Genomic DNA, 16,494 nt, shown 5'->3' on the forward strand with positions numbered 1-16,494 from the left:
CATGAGCAACGAGTCCACACCGGATACCCTGCAGACGCTGGACGCCGGCGGCACGACCTACCACTACCACAGCCTGGCGAAGGCCGCCGACGCACTGGGCAACATCGACCGCCTGCCCAAGACCCTGAAGATCCTGCTGGAGAACCAGCTGCGCTTCGCCGATGACGAGAGCGTCTCCCGCGAGGACATGCAGGCGCTGGTCGACTGGCAGCAACAGGGACACTCCGACCGCGAGATCGGCTATCGCCCGGCGCGGGTGCTGATGCAGGACTTCACCGGCGTGCCCGGGGTCGTCGACCTGGCCTCCATGCGCGCCGCGGTGGAATCCCTCGGCGAGGATCCGGCCCGCATCAACCCGCTGTCGCCGGTGGACCTGGTCATCGACCACTCGGTGATGGTCGACAAGTTCGGCAACCCCACGGCGTTCAAGGACAACGTGGCCATCGAGATGGAACGCAACCACGAGCGCTACGAGTTCCTGCGCTGGGGCCAGCAGGCCTTCGACAACTTCCGCGTGGTGCCGCCCGGCACCGGCATCTGCCACCAGGTCAACCTCGAGTACCTGGGCAGGACCGTCTGGACGAAAGAGCAGGACGGCAGGACGCTGGCCTACCCGGATACCCTGGTGGGCACCGACTCCCACACCACCATGATCAACGGCCTGGGCGTGCTCGGCTGGGGCGTGGGCGGCATCGAGGCCGAAGCCGCCATGCTGGGCCAGCCGGTCTCCATGCTGATTCCCGAGGTAGTGGGCTTCAAGCTCACCGGCAAGCTGCGCGAGGGCATCACCGCCACCGACCTGGTGCTGACGGTGACCCAGATGCTGCGCAATCACGGCGTGGTGGGCAAGTTCGTCGAGTTCTATGGCGATGGCCTCAAGGACCTGCCGCTGGCCGACCGCGCCACCATCGCCAACATGGCCCCGGAGTACGGCGCCACCTGCGGCTTCTTCCCGGTGGACGACGAGACGCTGACCTACATGCGCCTCACCGGCCGCGAGGACGCCCAGCTGGCACTGGTGGAGGCCTACAGCAAGGCCCAGGGGCTGTGGCGCGAGCCCGGCGACGAGCCGGTCTTCAGCGACACCCTGGCGCTGGACATGACCGAGGTCGAGGCCAGCCTGGCGGGCCCCAAGCGGCCCCAGGACCGGGTGGCGCTCAAGGACATGAAGTCGGTCTTCGCCAAGGTCATGGAGGACGACGGCAAGCCGCTCTCCACCACCGAGAAGGGCAAGCTGATGTCCGAGGGCGGCCAGACTGCCGTGGGCGTCGAGGAGAGCTACGAACACCATGACAGCAAGGACGTGGACCTCGACGGCGAGGCCTTCCGGCTGAATCCGGGGGCCGTGGTGATCGCCGCCATCACCTCCTGCACCAACACCTCCAACCCCAGCGTGATGATGGCCGCCGGCCTGCTGGCCCGGAAGGCCCGCGAGAAGGGCCTGCACACCAAGCCCTGGGTGAAGACCTCCCTGGCACCGGGGTCCAAGGTGGTCACCGACTACCTGGTCGCCGGCGGTGTGCAGGATGACCTGAATGCCCTGGGCTTCAACCTGGTGGGCTATGGCTGCACCACCTGCATCGGCAACTCCGGCCCCCTGGCGGGCCCCATCGAGGAGGCCATCGAGGAGGGCGACCTGACCGTGGCCTCGGTGCTCTCCGGCAACCGCAACTTCGAGGGCCGGGTGCACCCGCTGGTCAAGACCAACTGGCTGGCCTCGCCGCCGCTGGTGGTGGCCTATGCCCTGGCCGGCAACGTCCAGCTCGACCTGACCCGTGATCCCCTGGGCATCGACCATCACGGCAAGCCGGTTTATCTCAGGGACCTCTGGCCCAGCCAGGCGGAGATCGCCGAGGCCGTGGAGCAGGTCAACACCGCCATGTTCCGCAAGCAGTATGCCGAGGTGTTCGACGGCGACGAGGTCTGGCAGGCCATCGAGGTGCCGCAGAGCAAGGTCTACCAGTGGTCAAAGGACTCCACCTACATCCAGCATCCCCCCTTCTTCGAGGGCATGGGACGCACGCCTCCCGCCATCGAGGACGTCAAGGACGCCCGGGTACTCGCCATGCTGGGCGATTCCGTGACCACCGACCATATCTCGCCGGCCGGCGCCATCAAGCCCGACAGCCCCGCCGGGCGCTACCTTCAGGAGCGGGGCGTGAAGCCGGTGGACTTCAACTCCTACGGGTCGCGTCGCGGCAACCACGAGGTGATGATGCGCGGCACCTTCGCCAACGTGCGCATCAGGAACGAGATGCTCGATGGCGTGGTCGGCGGCGAGACCCGCCATGTGCCCTCCGGTGAGCAGATGGCGATCTACGACGCCGCCATGACGTACCAGCAGGAGGGGACGCCGCTGGTGGTGATCGCCGGCAAGGAGTACGGCACGGGCTCCTCCCGCGACTGGGCCGCCAAGGGCACCCGCCTGCTCGGCGTGCGAGCGGTACTGGCCGAGTCCTATGAGCGCATCCACCGCTCCAACCTGATCGGCATGGGCGTGGTCCCGCTGCAGTTCCCGGAAGGCGAGAGCCGCAAGACGCTGTGCCTGACCGGCGACGAGACGGTCTCCATCGAGGGGCTCGGTGAGCTCACCCCGGGCGGCAAGGTCAAGGTGACCATCGCCTCCGACAAGGGCGAGAAGACGCTCGAGGCGCTGTGCCGCATCGATACCGCCAACGAGCTGGAGTACTACCGCCACGGCGGCATCCTCCACTACGTGCTGCGCAAGATGATCGGGTCGGCATGACAGGGGCACCCTGATCAGGACGACACAAGCGGCCCGATCATCAGCCACTGACTGAAAGGCCCCACCGGTTTCCCGGTGGGGCCTTCGCCTCTGTGACCTTCCTCTCGCTGCAGGGCTAGCGAACCCCACCGCCCCTCATGTCACTCGGGTGGCACTAGCGCCCGGGGGCATAAGGCTCGACCCTGTCCTGTTCCGCCGGATCGTTACGGGCGACGACGGCGCGGGCCGGCACCGTATCGCTGAGGTTGATGGCCTCGTGGGGCACACCCGGAGGGATGAACAGGAAATCCCCGGCCTCGCTGATCGTCTCTCGCTCGAGCGACGCGCCCCAGCGCGTGCACACCCGGCCCTCCAGCACATAGATGCCGGTTTCATAGCCGACATGGAGATGAGGATCGGCACGTCCACCCGGCGGAATGACCACCAGGTGCATGGACAGCCCCGTGGCACCCACGGTCTGCCCCGAGATGCCGACGAAGTAGGGCAGACGCTGCCGGGTCATCACCTCGTGTTCCGGACGAATCCCCTTGACCGTCGATGCTGTCATTGCCGACCTCCCTGCGCCGCGTTGATAACCCATCTGCGCGGAGTATAGGCGCGCAATGACGGTCCCTGCCGCCCCCGTGTGCTCTTGACGTGTGTCACGAACAGGGCCCGGGCGGGGCAAACCGCCCGGGCCCTGTTGTGGTTGTGGCAAGCTCAGAAGGAGCGGCGACGGTAGCGCCGGTACTCCGGCGTCCAGCTGCTGCGCTCGATGGCCTCCCGCAGCTTGATGCCGTTGGTCTTCAGCGCCACGCCCTCGCCCTGGGCCTGGGCGGCCACGTCGAAGGCGATCGCCTTGGAGAGCTCGCGGATCTTGGAGAGCGGCGGCAGCAGGGCCCCCACCCCTTGCTTGACCAGCGGCGCCTCGCGCGCCAGCGCCCGGGACGAGGCCATCAGCATGGCATCGGTGACACGCCTAGCCCCGGCGGCCACCACGCCCAGGCCGATCCCCGGAAAGATGTAGGCGTTGTTGCACTGGGCGATGGGGATGCGGCGGCCGCCGTACTCCACCGGCGGGAAGGGGCTGCCGGTGGCCACCAGGGCCTGGCCATCGGTCCAGCGGATCACGTCCTCCGGCACGGCCTCGGCTCGGGAGGTGGGATTGGAGAGCGGCATGATCAGCGGCATCTCGCAGCCCGCGTGCATGGCACGCACCACCTCCTCGGTGAAGATGCCCGGCATGCCGCAGACCCCGATCAGTACCGTGGGCTCGATCCATCGCACCACCTCGAGCAGCGACTGGCCGCCCCAGTCGGCCACCATCTCGGGGTCGTGGGCCAGGCGGCCCTGGAAGTCGCGAAGCCAGGTCTGTTCGGAGGTAACCAGCCCCTCGCGGTCGACCATGTAGATGCGCGAGCGCGCCTCCCGCTCGGTCAGACCCTCGGCCTGCATGGTCACCACCACCTGCTCGGCGATGCCACAGCCGGCCGACCCGGCCCCCACGAAGACCACCTTCTGCTGGCCGATACCCTCGTCGCGGGCCTGGCAGGCGGCCATCAGGGTACCCACCACCACCGAGGCGGTCCCCTGGACGTCGTCGTTGAAGCAGCAGAGCTCGTCGCGATAGCGGTCGAGCAGCGGCAGGGCATTGGCCTGGGCGAAGTCCTCGAACTGCAGCAGCACCCCCGGCCAGCGCCGCTTCACCGCGGCGATGAACTCCGCCATGAAGGCATCGTACTCCTCCTGGGAGACCCGCGGGTGGCGCCAGCCCATGTACATGGGATCGTCGAGCAGCGCCTGGTTGTTGGTCCCCACGTCGAGCATGATCGGCTGGGTGTAGGCCGGGCTGATGCCGCCGCAGGCGGTATAGAGCGCCAGCTTGCCGATGGGAATGCCCATGCCGCCGATGCCCTGGTCACCGAGCCCCAGGATGCGTTCACCGTCGGTGACCACGATCACCTTGACCTTGTCCTTGGTGGAGCTGCGCAGGATGTCATCCATGCGGTCGCGGTCCGGGTAGGCGATGAACAGCCCCCGGTGGTTGCGGTAGATGTTGGAGAACTCCTCGCACGCCTTGCCCACCGTAGGGGTATAGATGATCGGCAGCATCTCCTCGAGGTGCTCCGCGACCAGCCGGTAGTAGAGGGTCTCGTTGTCGTCCTGGATGGCGCGCAGGTAGACGTGCTTGTCCAGGTCGTTTCGGCACTGCCTGTACTGGCGATAGGCCCGTTCCGCCTGCTCCTCGATGGTCTCCACATTCTGCGGCAGCAGGCCGATCAGGTTGAACTCCAGGCGCTCCTCGCGGGTGAAGGCACTGCCCTTGTTGAGCAGCGGCATCTCGAGCAGCGGCGGGCCGGCATAGGGAATATAGAGGGGACGCTTTTGGTCGATGGTCATCTCTCGCCTCGATACGGTGACTGGAACGGGCCGTTGGCGCTCTGTCGGCACCTTGCCGCCAACTCTAGCACGCCGCAAACGACGGCGCCCCGGCCTGGGGCCGGGGCGCCTGTCTCGCGGTCTGCCATGCGGCTCAGCAACCCTTCGCCGCGGGCAACCGGCCTGCCTCGCCCTGGAAGAAGAAGGGACGCAGCCTCACTCCGAGCATGTTGCCGGCGAAGGCGGCCACCAGCCACACCCAGCCATGCAGGCTGCCCGAGGCGATGCCGCTGAAGTAGGCGCCGATGTTGCAGCCGAAGGCCAGGCGGGCCCCGTAGCCAAGCATCAGGCCGCCGATCACCGCCGCCAGCACCGACTTCGCCGGGATACGGAAGTTGGGCGCGAACTTGCCGGCCAGCGACGCTGCCACCAGCGCCCCGAGCAGGATGCCGATGTTCATCACGCTGGTGATGTCGCGCCAGAGCGTGGCCTCCAGGGCGGCCGCATTCCACGATGACTGCCAGTAGCCCCACTGGCTGACGTCGCCACCGAGGGCCTCGAAGCCCTTGGCCCCCCACAGCGCGAAGGCAGAGGTGATCCCCCAGGGGCGACCGGCCAGTGCCAGGGTGGCGAAGTTGAGCAGGGCCAGGGCCACGGCCCCGGCCAGCAGCGGCCAGGGACCGGTGAGCCAGCGGCTGCTGCCGGCATCGATCGTCGGGGTCCGCTCCAGTTCGCCGTGGCGGCGCCTCTCCATCACCACGGTGAAGGCGGCGATAGCGGCGAACAGCGCCAGGCTGATGGCGATCCCGCCCCCGGCGCCGGCGGTCTTGACCAGTGACACCGGCTGGAAGGCAGGCAGGCCCTGCCACCAGGTGAAGTGGGCGGTGCCGATCAGCGAGCCGACGATGAAGAACAGCAGGGTGATCAACATGCGGGCATTGCCACCGCCGGCGGTGAACAGGGTCCCCGAGGCGCACCCGCCGCCGAGTTGCATGCCCACGCCGAACAGGAAGGCGCCGACCACCACCGAGATACCGATGGGGGCCACGAAGCCGTTCACCGACTGGCCGAAGAGACTGCCCGCACCCAGCGCCGGGAAGAACAGCAACACGGCGAGGGTCAGCATCACCATCTGGGCACGCAGGCCGCGGCCACGCCGCTCGGTGATGAAGACGCGCCAGGCGGCAGTGAAGCCGAAGGCGGCATGGTAGAGCACCATGCCCAGCAGGCCCCCCACCACCATCAGGGCACCGAGGCGTGCGCCGAAGGCGGCGCCCACGGCCAGGGCGCCCAGCAGCAAGGCACCGGCCGCCACGGCGGAGACGGGTAGGCGGGAGCGCTGGGTCAGGGCGAGTTCACTCATGGCGTGCTCTCTCGAAGTCATCAGGGGCATGACGCCCGGTAGACCGGGCATGATAGCCACTCTCAAAAAGCACGTAAAAGCATTTAAAAGAAATGATCAATAGCTTTAAAGAATAAGAGTCATCCCTCAACGACCACAGGCGCTATCGGCATGCTGCGGCCGCGACTCAGACGAAGCGCCCCAGCCCCGCCGCCTGGCGCAGGCGATCCATGAGGGGCGCCGCCTCGGCACGGGCCCTCTCGGCCCCCTTGATCAGCACCTGCTCGATATGGCCGGGGTCCTCCATCAGCGCCTGGTAGCGCTCGCGAGGCTCGCGCAGCTGTTCGTTGAGCAACTCGAACACGCGGTTCTTGGCCTCGCCCCAGCCGATGCCATTGGCGTACTCGGTGCGCATGGCCTCGGTCTGGCCGACCGTGGCGAAGGCCGAGTAGATCTGGAACAGGGTACAGCTCGAGGGATCCTTGGGCTCGCCGGGCTCCAGGGAGTTGGTCTTGATCTTGCGCACCAGCTTCTGCAGCTTCTTCTCGGAGACGAACAGCGGGATGGTGTTGTTGTAGCTCTTGGACATCTTGCGGCCATCCAGGCCGCCCAGGACCTCCACCCGCTCGTCCACCACGGCATCGGGCAGGGTGAAGTACTGCCCCTTGTAGAGGTGGTTGAAGCGTCCGGCGATATCGCGGGCCATCTCGATGTGCTGTATCTGGTCGCGGCCCACCGGCACCTTGTTGGCATTGAACATCAGGATGTCGGCGGCCATCAGCACCGGGTAGCCGAACAGCCCCATGGTGATGCCCTTGTCCGGGTCCTGGTTGCCGGCGGCCTCATTCTCGGCTACCGCCGCCTTGTAGGCATGGGCGCGGTTCATCAGCCCCTTGGCGCAGACGCAGGAGAGCATCCAGGTGAGCTCGGTGATCTCGGGCACGTCCGACTGGCGATAGAAGATGGCGTTGTCGGTATCCAGGCCCAGCGCCAGCCAGGTGGCGGCGATCTCCAGGCGCGACTCCTGCACCCGGCGCGGATCCTGGCACTTGATGAGCGCGTGCAGGTCGGCGAGGAAGTAGTAGGACTGGACGCTCGGGTCCTGGCTCGCGGCGATGGCGGGCTTGATCGCCCCCACGTAGTTGCCCAGATGAGGGGTGCCGGTGGTGGTGATGCCGGTGAGAACCCGGGTCTTCTCGGAAGCTGCACTCATGGGGATAGCGGACTCTGCTGTTCGGAAATGGCCGCTATGGTAACGCGAGGCCCCGGTCAAGGCGACCGGGGCGAGCAAGGCTCCCCTAAGCGCGGCTTACTGGCGACAGCGCTGGGCGGAGGCGCTGTGCCCCCCTTCCCTGGGCGTTCCCATGTCCATCCTTGGAAAAGGACCTCCGCTTCGCCCTGCCGCCGGCGCCGCTCTGGCTCTTGGCCTCCAGCCAACGAGGCTGCCTTATTTCACCAAGCTGGCGGGATCGACACTCTCCAGGCCGAAGGCATCCGCCACCGCCTGGTAGGTCACCCGGCCGTCATGGACATTGAGCCCCGGCAGGAAATGCGGGTCATCGGCCAGGGCCTGCTGCCAGCCCTTGTCGGCCAGGGCGATCACGAACGGCAGGGTGGCATTGGTCAGCGCCTGGGTGGAGGTGCGCGCCACGGCGCCCGGCATGTTGGCCACGCAGTAGTGCACGATCCCGTCGACGATGTAGGTCGGGTCGGTATGGGTGGTGGCCCGGCTGGTCTCGAAGCAGCCGCCCTGGTCGATGGCCACGTCCACCAGCACGCTGCCGGGCTTCATCTCGGCGAGCATCTCGCGGGTGATCAGCTTGGGGGCGGCGGCTCCCGGGATCAGCACGGCACCCACGATCAGGTCGCACTCGCGCACCGCCTCGTCGATGGCATCGGCGGTGGAGAAGACCGTCTTCATGCGGCCCTGGTAGCGGTCGTCCAGGGTCTCGAGGCGCGGGATCGACTTGTCGAGCACCGTGACATCGGCGCCGAGGCCCAGCGCCATGCGGGCGGCATTCTCGCCCACCACGCCGCCGCCGATCACGGCCACCTTGGCCGGCGCCACCCCGGGCACCCCGGGCAACAGCACGCCGGCACCGCCCTGGGCCTTCTCCAGGCTGTGGGCGCCGGCCTGGATGGCCATGCGCCCTGCCACGGTGCTCATCGGCGCGAGCAGCGGCAGGCCGCCCTGGCGGTCGGTAATGGTCTCGTAGGCGATGCAGGTGGCGCCGCTCTCCATCAGGCCTCGGGTCAGCGTCTCCTCGGCGGCCAGGTGGAGATAGGTGAAGAGGGTCTGGCCGGCCTTGAGGCGCGCGACCTCCTCGGCCTGCGGCTCCTTGACCTTGAGGATCAGCTCGGCGCCCTCCCAGACCCTGGCCACGTCGGCCTCGAGGCGCGCCCCGGCGGCCTCATAGGCGGCGTCCGCGAAGCCGGCACCCTCGCCGGCGCCGGCCTGCACCGTGACCGTGTGGCCGCGACCGACCAGTTCCCGGGCCCCGGTGGGGGTCAGGGCAACGCGGTACTCGTGGTTCTTGATTTCCTTGGGCACGGCGATCTGCATGACGTTCTCCTGCACGCTGTTGTTGGGTGGCTTTCCTCCCCATTACAGCACAGGCAGTCCATACACGAAGAGTCCACGCAGAAGAACAAGAAATATCGATACCAAAGGGCTTTCTGTCCAGAAATTCTTCTTCTGGCCAGCACCCCTGCAGGAAACCCTGCCACCCCACCCCGAGGTGGCGATCCGGACGACGTCGATCATGGCAGGGTCAGTCGGGGCCCGGGCCGTCTCAGGGCTCTCGGCGGGTGCCACAGTTCCAGCAGGTATCGAAGGCGCCCTCGAGGCGCTCTCCACACCCCGGGCAGCTCCATGCCGGGCGATCACTCGAGCCTTCCAGGGTCTGGCGGATCAGGGCCTCGGCCCGCGCGAGGTTGTGGGGCGCCACCCACACCTCCGGCTCACACTCCCCCAGCGGCAGCTCACCGGCGCCACCGCCCAGGGTCAGGTTGCGCAGCTCCGCGGGAATCCCGGCCGCGGTCAGCACGTTGTGCACGTGGCTGACCAGCAGCGCATTGGAGTGGGCGAAGGCGCGAACGTAGTCGGGGAGCACCGCGCGCTAGTCCCGGAAGACGCGCACGCCCAGGGCCTTGAGGTAGGATGTCTCGGGAATCGCCGGATGGACCGGGTGATCCGGCCCCTGGTGGCCCTGGAAGAGGATCTGGCCCTGGCGGTCCTGGTGACGCACCGCCCCGCGCACCACGTCCACCAGGCGCTCCGGGGCCAGGTGCATGGAACAGGAGGCCGAGAGCAGCAGGCCGTCGCGCCCCAGCAGGCGCATCGCCTCACGGTTGAGCTTGCCGTAGGCGCGCTCGCCGTTGGGGATGTCCTTGCGCTTGCGGATGAAGGCGGGCGGGTCGAGGATCACCACGTCGAACTCCTCGCCCTCGGCCTTGAGGGCCGCCAGGACCTCGAAGGCGTCGCCCTCGCCCACGGCCACCTGCTCGTGCAGCCCGTTCAGGGCGGCGTTCTCGGCGACCCGCTCCAGTGCCGGACCGGAGGCATCCACGCAGAGCACCTCGCGGGCGCCATTGGCCGCGGCCTGCACGCCCCACCCCCCCACGTAGCTGAACAGGTCCAGCACCCGCTTGCCGGCCACCAGGCCATTGAGCCAGGCCCGATTGACCCGGTGATCGAAGAACCAGCCGGTCTTCTGCCCGTCGAGCACCGGGGCAACGAACTGCACGCCGTTCTCCTCCAGCAGCACCTGGTCGGGCAACTCGCCCTTGACGACCTCGACGCCGGCCTCGAGGCCCTCCTGGCGGCGACCGCTGGTGTCGTTGCGCAGCACCACCGACGAGGGCGACAGCACCTTGTCCAGGGCGTCCAGGAGCTCGGGCAGCACCGCCTGCATGCCGGCGGTGTTGAGCTGCACGACCAGCACGTCACCGAAGCGGTCGATCACCAGCCCCGGCAGCAGGTCGCCCTCGCCGTGCACCAGGCGATAGAAGGGCTTGTCGTAGAGGCGCTGGCGCAGCGCCAGTGCCTGGTTGAGCCGGTGGACCAGCAGCGAGCGGTCGAGCCCCTGGGCCGGGTCGCGGGAGACCATGCGCGCGCAGATCAGCGAGTGCGGGTTGACGTAGGCCACGCCCATGGCCTTGCCGTTGGCGGCCTCGACCACTACCTGCGCCCCGGCCTCGATCTCCTTGAGCGGCGTGGCCTGGATGTCGATCTCGTTGGAGTAGAGCCACAGGTGGCCGGCCTTGAGCCGGCGGTCGGCGTTCTTCTTCAGGCGCAGTGAGCGAAGTGCGTTCATGGAACTGTCTCGTGAAAGGGTGGAGGGGCGTCGGCGGGGCCGCGCCGCCGTCAGGTCTGGCAGTGGCCGCAGAACACGCTGGCCCGCTGGCCCAGGGTCACCAGGCGCAGCTCGGCGCCGCAGCGCCGGCAGGGCTGGCCGTCGCGCCCGTAGACATTGAGGCGCTGCTTGAAGTAGCCCGGCTCACCGGTGCCGCCGACGAAGTCGCGCAGGGTGGTGCCGCCCTGGGTGATGGCGGCGGCCAGCACCTCGCGCACCGCCGCCGCGAGCCGCTCATAGCGCTCCCGGGAGATGCGCCCGGCGGCGCGCCGCGGGTCGATGCCGGCCAGGAACAGGGCCTCGGCGGCATAGATGTTCCCCACCCCCACCACCACGGCGTTGTCCATGAGGAAGGGCTTCACGGCCAGGCGGCGGCCGCGGGAGCGCGTGAAGAGGCGTTCGCCGTCGAAGGCCTCGGAGAGCGGCTCCGGCCCCAGCCGGGCCAGGCGCGAATCCTGCGCCGCGCTGCCGGCCAGCCAGTCGACGAAGCCGAAGCGGCGCGGATCGTGGTAGCGCAGGATGGCGCCGTCGTCGAGCACCAGGTCGAGATGGTCGTGCTTCTTCGGCAGCTCGCCCAGGCGGGCCATGCGCAGGCTGCCGGACATGCCCAGGTGCCAGAGCAGGGTCCCCGACGCCTCGCCCTCGAGCGGCACCAGCAGGTACTTGGCACGCCGGGCAAGCACGCCGATGCGCGCCCCGACCAGCCGCTCGATGAGGTCCGTCGGCACAGGCACGCGCAGGCGTGCCTGGCGCACGATCACCTCAGTGATCTCACGGCCTTCCACATGGGGGGCGATGCCACGTCGGGTGGTCTCGACTTCGGGCAGCTCGGGCATGGTCTCGTCCGGAGGGGCAGTGATACGCAAGAACCCGACCATGGGGCCGGGTTCAGGCTGACAGGCTCCTGCCTGCGGCGGAAGCGACCAAGGCTTACTTGATCTTGCCTTCCTTGTACATCACGTGCTTGCGGACCACCGGGTCGAACTTCTTCATCTCGAGCTTGTCCGGGGTGTTCCGCTTGTTCTTATCGGTGGTGTAGAAGTGGCCGGTGCCGGCACTGGATATCATTCTGATCTTGTCACGCATGACAATTCTCTCCCCTGATGGATCGCTTAGACGGCTTCGCCGCGCTTGCGGATGTCGCCGAGCACCGCCTCGATGCCCTTCTTGTCGATGATGCGCATGCCCTTGGAGGAGACGCGCAGCTTGACGAAGCGCTTCTCGGACTCCACCCAGAACCGGTGGGAATGCAGATTCGGCACGAAACGACGGCGCGTCTTGCGCTGGGAGTGTGAAACGTTGTTACCAGTCACCGGGCGCTTGCCGGTAACCTGACATACTTTGGACATGAGAGCCTCCAACCGCTTGGCCAGGTGTTTAGACCTGAGTGTTCAAAACCTGTCGGGCAAACCGGGACGACCCCGTTGTCATTTGACCCAAGGGAATTCAAAGGCTGCACTTTATACCAGAGACCGCCGCATTCGGCAAGCGACGCGACGATGATCCGACGGGGGCGTGACATGGCCTCGCGACACGCTTCGATGGCGCGGCAGGCGACGATGACAGGCGGGTGGCCCGTACCAAGGGGCCCAGCGCAGCCGGTGCGGCATTATAGCCAGCCGCGCGCGATTTTCCTATCCATCCCGGCCCTCACAACCATCCCCGCTCCGCGAAGGAGACCACCTCCCCGTCGCCCACCACGAAGTGGTCCAGCACGCGGACCTCGAAGAGCCCCAGCGCCTCACGCAGGCGCTCGGTGATGCGCCGGTCGGCATCGGAGGGTTCGGCCACGCCGGAGGGGTGGTTATGAGCGAAGATGATGGCGCCGGCCCCCAGTTCCAGGGCGCGGCGGGCCACCTCCCGAGGGTAGACCGAAGCGCTGTCCAGGGTGCCGCGGAACAGCGACTCGTAGCGGATCACGCGATGCTGGCTGTCGAGGAAGAGCGCGGCAAACTCCTCGTGGCCGAGATGGCGCAGCTGGGCAGCGAGGTAGGCACGCACCAGCGACGGCGAGGTGAGCGCATCGCCCCGGTCGAGCTGGCTGGCGAGATGCCGCCGCGACAGCTCCAGGGTGGCCTGGAGCTGGACGTACTTGGCCATGCCCATGCCGCGCTCGGCGCAGAAGCGTGCCTGGTCGGCCTCCAACAGCTGGCGAAGCCCGCCGAAGGCGGACAGCAGGTCTCTGGCCAGGTCCACCGCCGAGCGTCCCTCCACGCCGACGCGCAGGAAGATCGCCAGCAGTTCGGCATCGGAAAGCGCCTCCACCCCCAGCGCCAGCAGCTTCTCCCGGGGGCGCTCCCCCTCCGGCCAGTCCCGAATCGACATCCCTGCCTCCCTGCCTGACGCCCGTGACTGTCAGTGTAGACGGCGCGGCGGCTACGCAAGGTCGGGCACCGGTGGTAAGGTAGGCGACCGGATTCACGCTCGGATACCGCCATGTCGACACTCCCCCACCGACGCGTGCTGCTCGGCATCAGCGCCGGCATCGCCGCCTACAAGAGTGCCCAGCTCGCCCGCCTGCTCACCCAGGCCGGCTGCGAAGTGCGGGTGGTGATGACCGAGGGCGCCCAGGCCTTCATCACCCCGTTGACGCTGCAAGCCCTGACGGGAGAAGCCGTCCGCACCTCGCTGCTCGACCCCGACGCCGAGGCCGGCATGGGGCATATCGAGCTCGCCCGCTGGGCCGACACCATCCTGATCGCCCCGGCCACCGCCGACCTGATGGCGCGCCTCGCCCAGGGCCTGGCGGACGACCTGCTCACCACCCTGTGCCTGGCGAGCGAGGCCGAGACGGTGATGGCCCCGGCCATGAACCAGGCCATGTGGCGCCACCCGGCCACCCAGCGCAACGCGCGCCAGCTGGCCGAGGACGGCTGGCAACTGCTGGGGCCGGACAGCGGCGACCAGGCCTGCGGCGACGTGGGACCGGGGCGCATGCTGGAGCCCGAGGCGATCCTGGCGGCGCTGCTCTCCATGGCGCCCGATGCCGCGCTCTCTATGGCGCCCGATGCCGCGCCCCCCGGGGCATCGCACGATACGTCGGCCGAGCCGAAGGCGCCACGGGAGGCCGACGGCCTGACCGTCACCATCACCGCCGGCCCGACCCGGGAACCGCTCGATCCGGTGCGCTACCTCTCCAACCACAGCTCCGGCAAGATGGGCTTCGCCCTGGCCGCCGCCGCCGCCTCGCTGGGCGCCCGGGTGCGGCTGATCAGTGGCCCGGTCGTCCTGCCGACACCGGACGGCGTCGAACGCACCGACGTGGAAACGGCCCGGGAGATGCACGAGGCCGCCCAGCGGCTGGCCGCCGACAGTGATATCTTCATCGGCTGCGCCGCCGTGGCCGACTACCGGGCCGAGGCGGCCGCCGAGCACAAGATCAAGAAGGTCGAGGGCGAGGAGGGCCTCACCCTGCGCCTGGTGAAGAACCCCGACATCATCGCCTCCGTGGCCGCCCTGCCCCAGGCGCAGCGCCCTCTGGTGGTGGGATTCGCCGCCGAGACCCGCGACCTGGAGGCCTACGCCCGTGACAAGCTGACCCGCAAGGGGCTCGACATGATCGTCGCCAACGACGTCTCCCGGGCCGGGCTCGGCTTCGGCAGCGACGACAACGCCGCCCTGCTGCTGTGGCGGGAAGGCGACAGTGAAGGCAGCGAGAGCCTCGCCCCCCAGCCCAAGGCGCTGCTCGCCCTGGCGGTGGTGCGCCGCGCCCTGGCCTGCCTGCCGCCCCGCCACGCCTCCTGACACCGAACACCCGAGGATCCTCGATGCCCTCCTTCCCCGACCGCCCGCGCCTCGCCGTCAAGCTGCTCGACGAGCGCGTGCGTGATTATCTGCCTCACTACGCCACCCAAGGCGCCGCCGGCATGGACCTGCGCGCCCTGCTCGACGCCCCCCTGACCCTGGCGCCCGGTCAGTGCGAGCTGGTGCGCACGGGGCTTGCCATCCACATCGCCGACCCGGCCCTCGCCGGGATGATCCTGCCCCGCTCGGGGCTGGGCCACAAGCATGGCATCGTGCTTGGCAACCTGGTGGGGCTGATCGATTCCGACTACCAGGGCGAGCTGATGATCTCCACATGGAACCGTGGCGACGCGCCCTTCACCATCGAACCCTTCGAGAGGCTGGCACAGTATGTGCTTGTTCCCGTGGTGCATGCCGACCTGCAGGTCGTCGAGGCCTTCGATACCAGCCGCCGGGGCACCGGCGGCTTCGGCAGCTCCGGTCGTCACTGACGCCCAGGGACGGCAGCACACCACTCGATACGCCATAAAGGACGGACCCCATGACCCAAGCAGCGAGCCAGGCAGTCCCCGCCTCCATCTTCCGCGCCTACGACATCCGCGGCATCGTCGACGACACCCTGACCGAGGCCGGTGTCGAGCAGATCGGTCGCGCCATCGGCAGCGAGGCCCGGTCCCGCGGCGAGTCCACCGTGGTGGTGGCCCGTGACGGCCGCCTCTCCGGCCCCCGCCTGCTGGCGGCCCTGACCCGCGGCCTGCTGTCCTCGGGTTGCGACGTCGTCGACATCGGCATGGTCCCCACCCCGGTGCTCTACTTCGCCACCCACGTGCTCGACGGCACGGCCTCGGGCGTGATGGTCACCGGCAGCCATAACCCGCCGGACTACAACGGCTTCAAGATCGTGCTGGGCGGCGAGACGCTCTCCGGCGATGCCATCACCGCACTGCACACCCGCCTGGCGAGCGGCGAGCTCAGCGAAGGCCGGGGCAGCGCGCGCCAGGAGGATGTGCGCGACGCCTACCTCACGCGCATCCTCGGCGACGTCACCCTCGCCCGCCCGATCAAGGCGGTGGTCGACTGCGGCAACGGCGTGGCCGGCGAACTCGGCCCGGCGCTGGTGGAGCGCCTTGGCGCCGAGACCATACCGCTGTTCGCCGAGATCGACGGCACCTTCCCCAACCACCACCCGGACCCCGGAAAGCCCGAGAACCTCCAGGACCTGATTCGCACCGTGCAGGAGACCGGCGCGGACATCGGCCTGGCCTTCGACGGCGACGGCGACCGCCTCGGCGTGATCACGCCGAGCGGCAAGCTGATCTACCCCGACCACCTGCTGATGGCCTTCGCCGAGGACATGCTGTCGCGCAATCGCGACGCCCGCGTGATCTTCGACGTCAAGTGCACCGGCAACCTGACCCGGGTGATCGAGGAAGCCGGTGGCACACCGGAGATGTGGCGCACCGGTCACTCGCTGATCAAGGCACGCATGAAGGAGACCGGCGCCCTGCTGGCCGGCGAGATGAGCGGCCACATCTTCTTCCAGGAGCGCTGGTACGGCTTCGACGACGGGCTCTACGCCGCCGCCCGCCTGCTGGAGATCCTGTCGAAGCAGGGCGATGATGCCGATACCTTCTTTTCCCGCTACCCCCAGGACGTCGGCACTCCGGAGATCAACATCACGGTCACCGACGAGACCAAGTTCGCCCTGGTGGACCGTCTGGCTCGTGAAGGCGACTTCGGCGAGGAGGGCATCAAGACGACCCTGGACGGCATCCGCGTCGACTACCCGGACGGCTGGGGCCTGTGCCGCGCCTCCAACACCACGCCGGTGCTGGTGCTGCGCTTCGAGGGCAAGGACGACGCCGCCCTGGCACGCATCCGCGGCCGCTTCGCCGACGCCCTCGCCCAGGTGTCACCCGAGCTCGAGCTGCCCCTCTGAGGGGCGGTTC

Annotated in this window: 15 protein-coding genes; 4 read left to right on the top strand and 11 right to left on the bottom strand. The window is 68.6% G+C overall.

The genetic code is table 11. The features are described 5' to 3' along the window. Nucleotide 1 precedes the first annotated feature (1 nt). Nucleotides 2–2,746, top strand: a complete 2,745-nt coding sequence (gene acnA / locus QLQ86_RS02005; RefSeq protein ID WP_282815762.1) for an aconitate hydratase AcnA — start codon at nt 2–4, stop codon at nt 2,744–2,746. Between the two features lie 154 nt (nt 2,747–2,900). On the opposite strand, the gene QLQ86_RS02010 is transcribed toward acnA, so the two are convergent. The 11 genes from QLQ86_RS02010 to radC all read right to left on the bottom strand — a co-directional run bounded on the left by QLQ86_RS02010 (nt 2,901) and on the right by radC (nt 13,126). Beyond that, entirely contained in the window at nt 2,901–3,293 is a 393-nt protein-coding gene (locus tag QLQ86_RS02010) for a cupin domain-containing protein (RefSeq protein WP_282734152.1), read from the bottom strand. A gap of 152 nt (nt 3,294–3,445) precedes the next feature. Next, the gene (locus QLQ86_RS02015) at nt 3,446–5,125 is read right to left on the bottom strand and encodes an NAD-dependent malic enzyme (protein ID WP_282734151.1); all 1,680 of its coding nucleotides are present in this window, start codon (nt 5,123–5,125) and stop codon (nt 3,446–3,448) included. A 133-nt stretch (nt 5,126–5,258) separates the two neighbouring features. Next, nucleotides 5,259–6,467: a YeeE/YedE family protein gene (locus QLQ86_RS02020; protein WP_282815763.1), complete on the bottom strand. Its 1,209-nt coding sequence runs from the start codon at nt 6,465–6,467 to the stop codon at nt 5,259–5,261. Between the two features lie 166 nt (nt 6,468–6,633). Beyond that, nucleotides 6,634–7,659 carry a tryptophan--tRNA ligase gene (gene trpS / locus QLQ86_RS02025; protein WP_282734149.1) on the bottom strand — a complete coding sequence of 342 codons (1,026 nt, stop codon included), beginning with the start codon at nt 7,657–7,659 and terminating at the stop codon, nt 6,634–6,636. A gap of 234 nt (nt 7,660–7,893) precedes the next feature. Next, entirely contained in the window at nt 7,894–9,009 is a 1,116-nt protein-coding gene (ald, locus tag QLQ86_RS02030) for an alanine dehydrogenase (RefSeq protein WP_282815764.1), read from the bottom strand. Between the two features lie 229 nt (nt 9,010–9,238). Further along, nucleotides 9,239–9,559, bottom strand: coding sequence for a putative signal transducing protein (locus tag QLQ86_RS02035; protein ID WP_282815765.1), 321 nt, complete (start codon nt 9,557–9,559; stop codon nt 9,239–9,241). Nucleotides 9,560–9,565: 6 nt separating this feature from the next. Beyond that, the gene (locus QLQ86_RS02040) at nt 9,566–10,762 is read right to left on the bottom strand and encodes a class I SAM-dependent rRNA methyltransferase (RefSeq protein WP_282734146.1); all 1,197 of its coding nucleotides are present in this window, start codon (nt 10,760–10,762) and stop codon (nt 9,566–9,568) included. A gap of 50 nt (nt 10,763–10,812) precedes the next feature. Beyond that, a complete protein-coding gene (mutM, locus tag QLQ86_RS02045; protein ID WP_282815766.1) occupies nt 10,813–11,637 on the bottom strand; it encodes a bifunctional DNA-formamidopyrimidine glycosylase/DNA-(apurinic or apyrimidinic site) lyase in 825 nt (274 codons plus the stop codon). A 94-nt stretch (nt 11,638–11,731) separates the two neighbouring features. Further along, a complete protein-coding gene (gene rpmG, locus QLQ86_RS02050) occupies nt 11,732–11,887 on the bottom strand; it encodes a 50S ribosomal protein L33 (protein ID WP_089712818.1) in 156 nt (51 codons plus the stop codon). A gap of 26 nt (nt 11,888–11,913) precedes the next feature. Further along, nucleotides 11,914–12,150, bottom strand: coding sequence for a 50S ribosomal protein L28 (gene rpmB, locus QLQ86_RS02055; protein WP_040184989.1), 237 nt, complete (start codon nt 12,148–12,150; stop codon nt 11,914–11,916). A 301-nt stretch (nt 12,151–12,451) separates the two neighbouring features. Continuing rightward, on the bottom strand, nt 12,452–13,126 hold the full coding sequence (radC, locus tag QLQ86_RS02060) for a RadC family protein (RefSeq protein WP_282734144.1): 675 nt from the start codon (nt 13,124–13,126) through the stop codon (nt 12,452–12,454). Nucleotides 13,127–13,237: 111 nt separating this feature from the next. On the opposite strand from radC, the gene coaBC reads away from it, so the two are divergent. The 3 genes from coaBC to QLQ86_RS02075 are packed head-to-tail and all read left to right on the top strand — an operon-like array spanning nt 13,238 to nt 16,484. Then, nucleotides 13,238–14,545 (top strand): bifunctional phosphopantothenoylcysteine decarboxylase/phosphopantothenate--cysteine ligase CoaBC, encoded by a 1,308-nt coding sequence (gene coaBC, locus QLQ86_RS02065; RefSeq protein ID WP_282815767.1) that lies wholly within the window; start codon nt 13,238–13,240, stop codon nt 14,543–14,545. A gap of 23 nt (nt 14,546–14,568) precedes the next feature. Further along, on the top strand, nt 14,569–15,036 hold the full coding sequence (gene dut / locus QLQ86_RS02070; RefSeq protein WP_282815768.1) for a dUTP diphosphatase: 468 nt from the start codon (nt 14,569–14,571) through the stop codon (nt 15,034–15,036). 50 nt (nt 15,037–15,086) lie between these two features. Further along, nucleotides 15,087–16,484, top strand: a complete 1,398-nt coding sequence (locus QLQ86_RS02075; protein ID WP_282734141.1) for a phosphomannomutase/phosphoglucomutase — start codon at nt 15,087–15,089, stop codon at nt 16,482–16,484. Nucleotides 16,485–16,494 lie beyond the last annotated feature (10 nt).

This window comes from Halomonas rhizosphaerae (assembly GCF_030012485.1).
Taxonomy (GTDB): Bacteria; Pseudomonadota; Gammaproteobacteria; order Pseudomonadales; family Halomonadaceae; genus Halomonas; species Halomonas rhizosphaerae.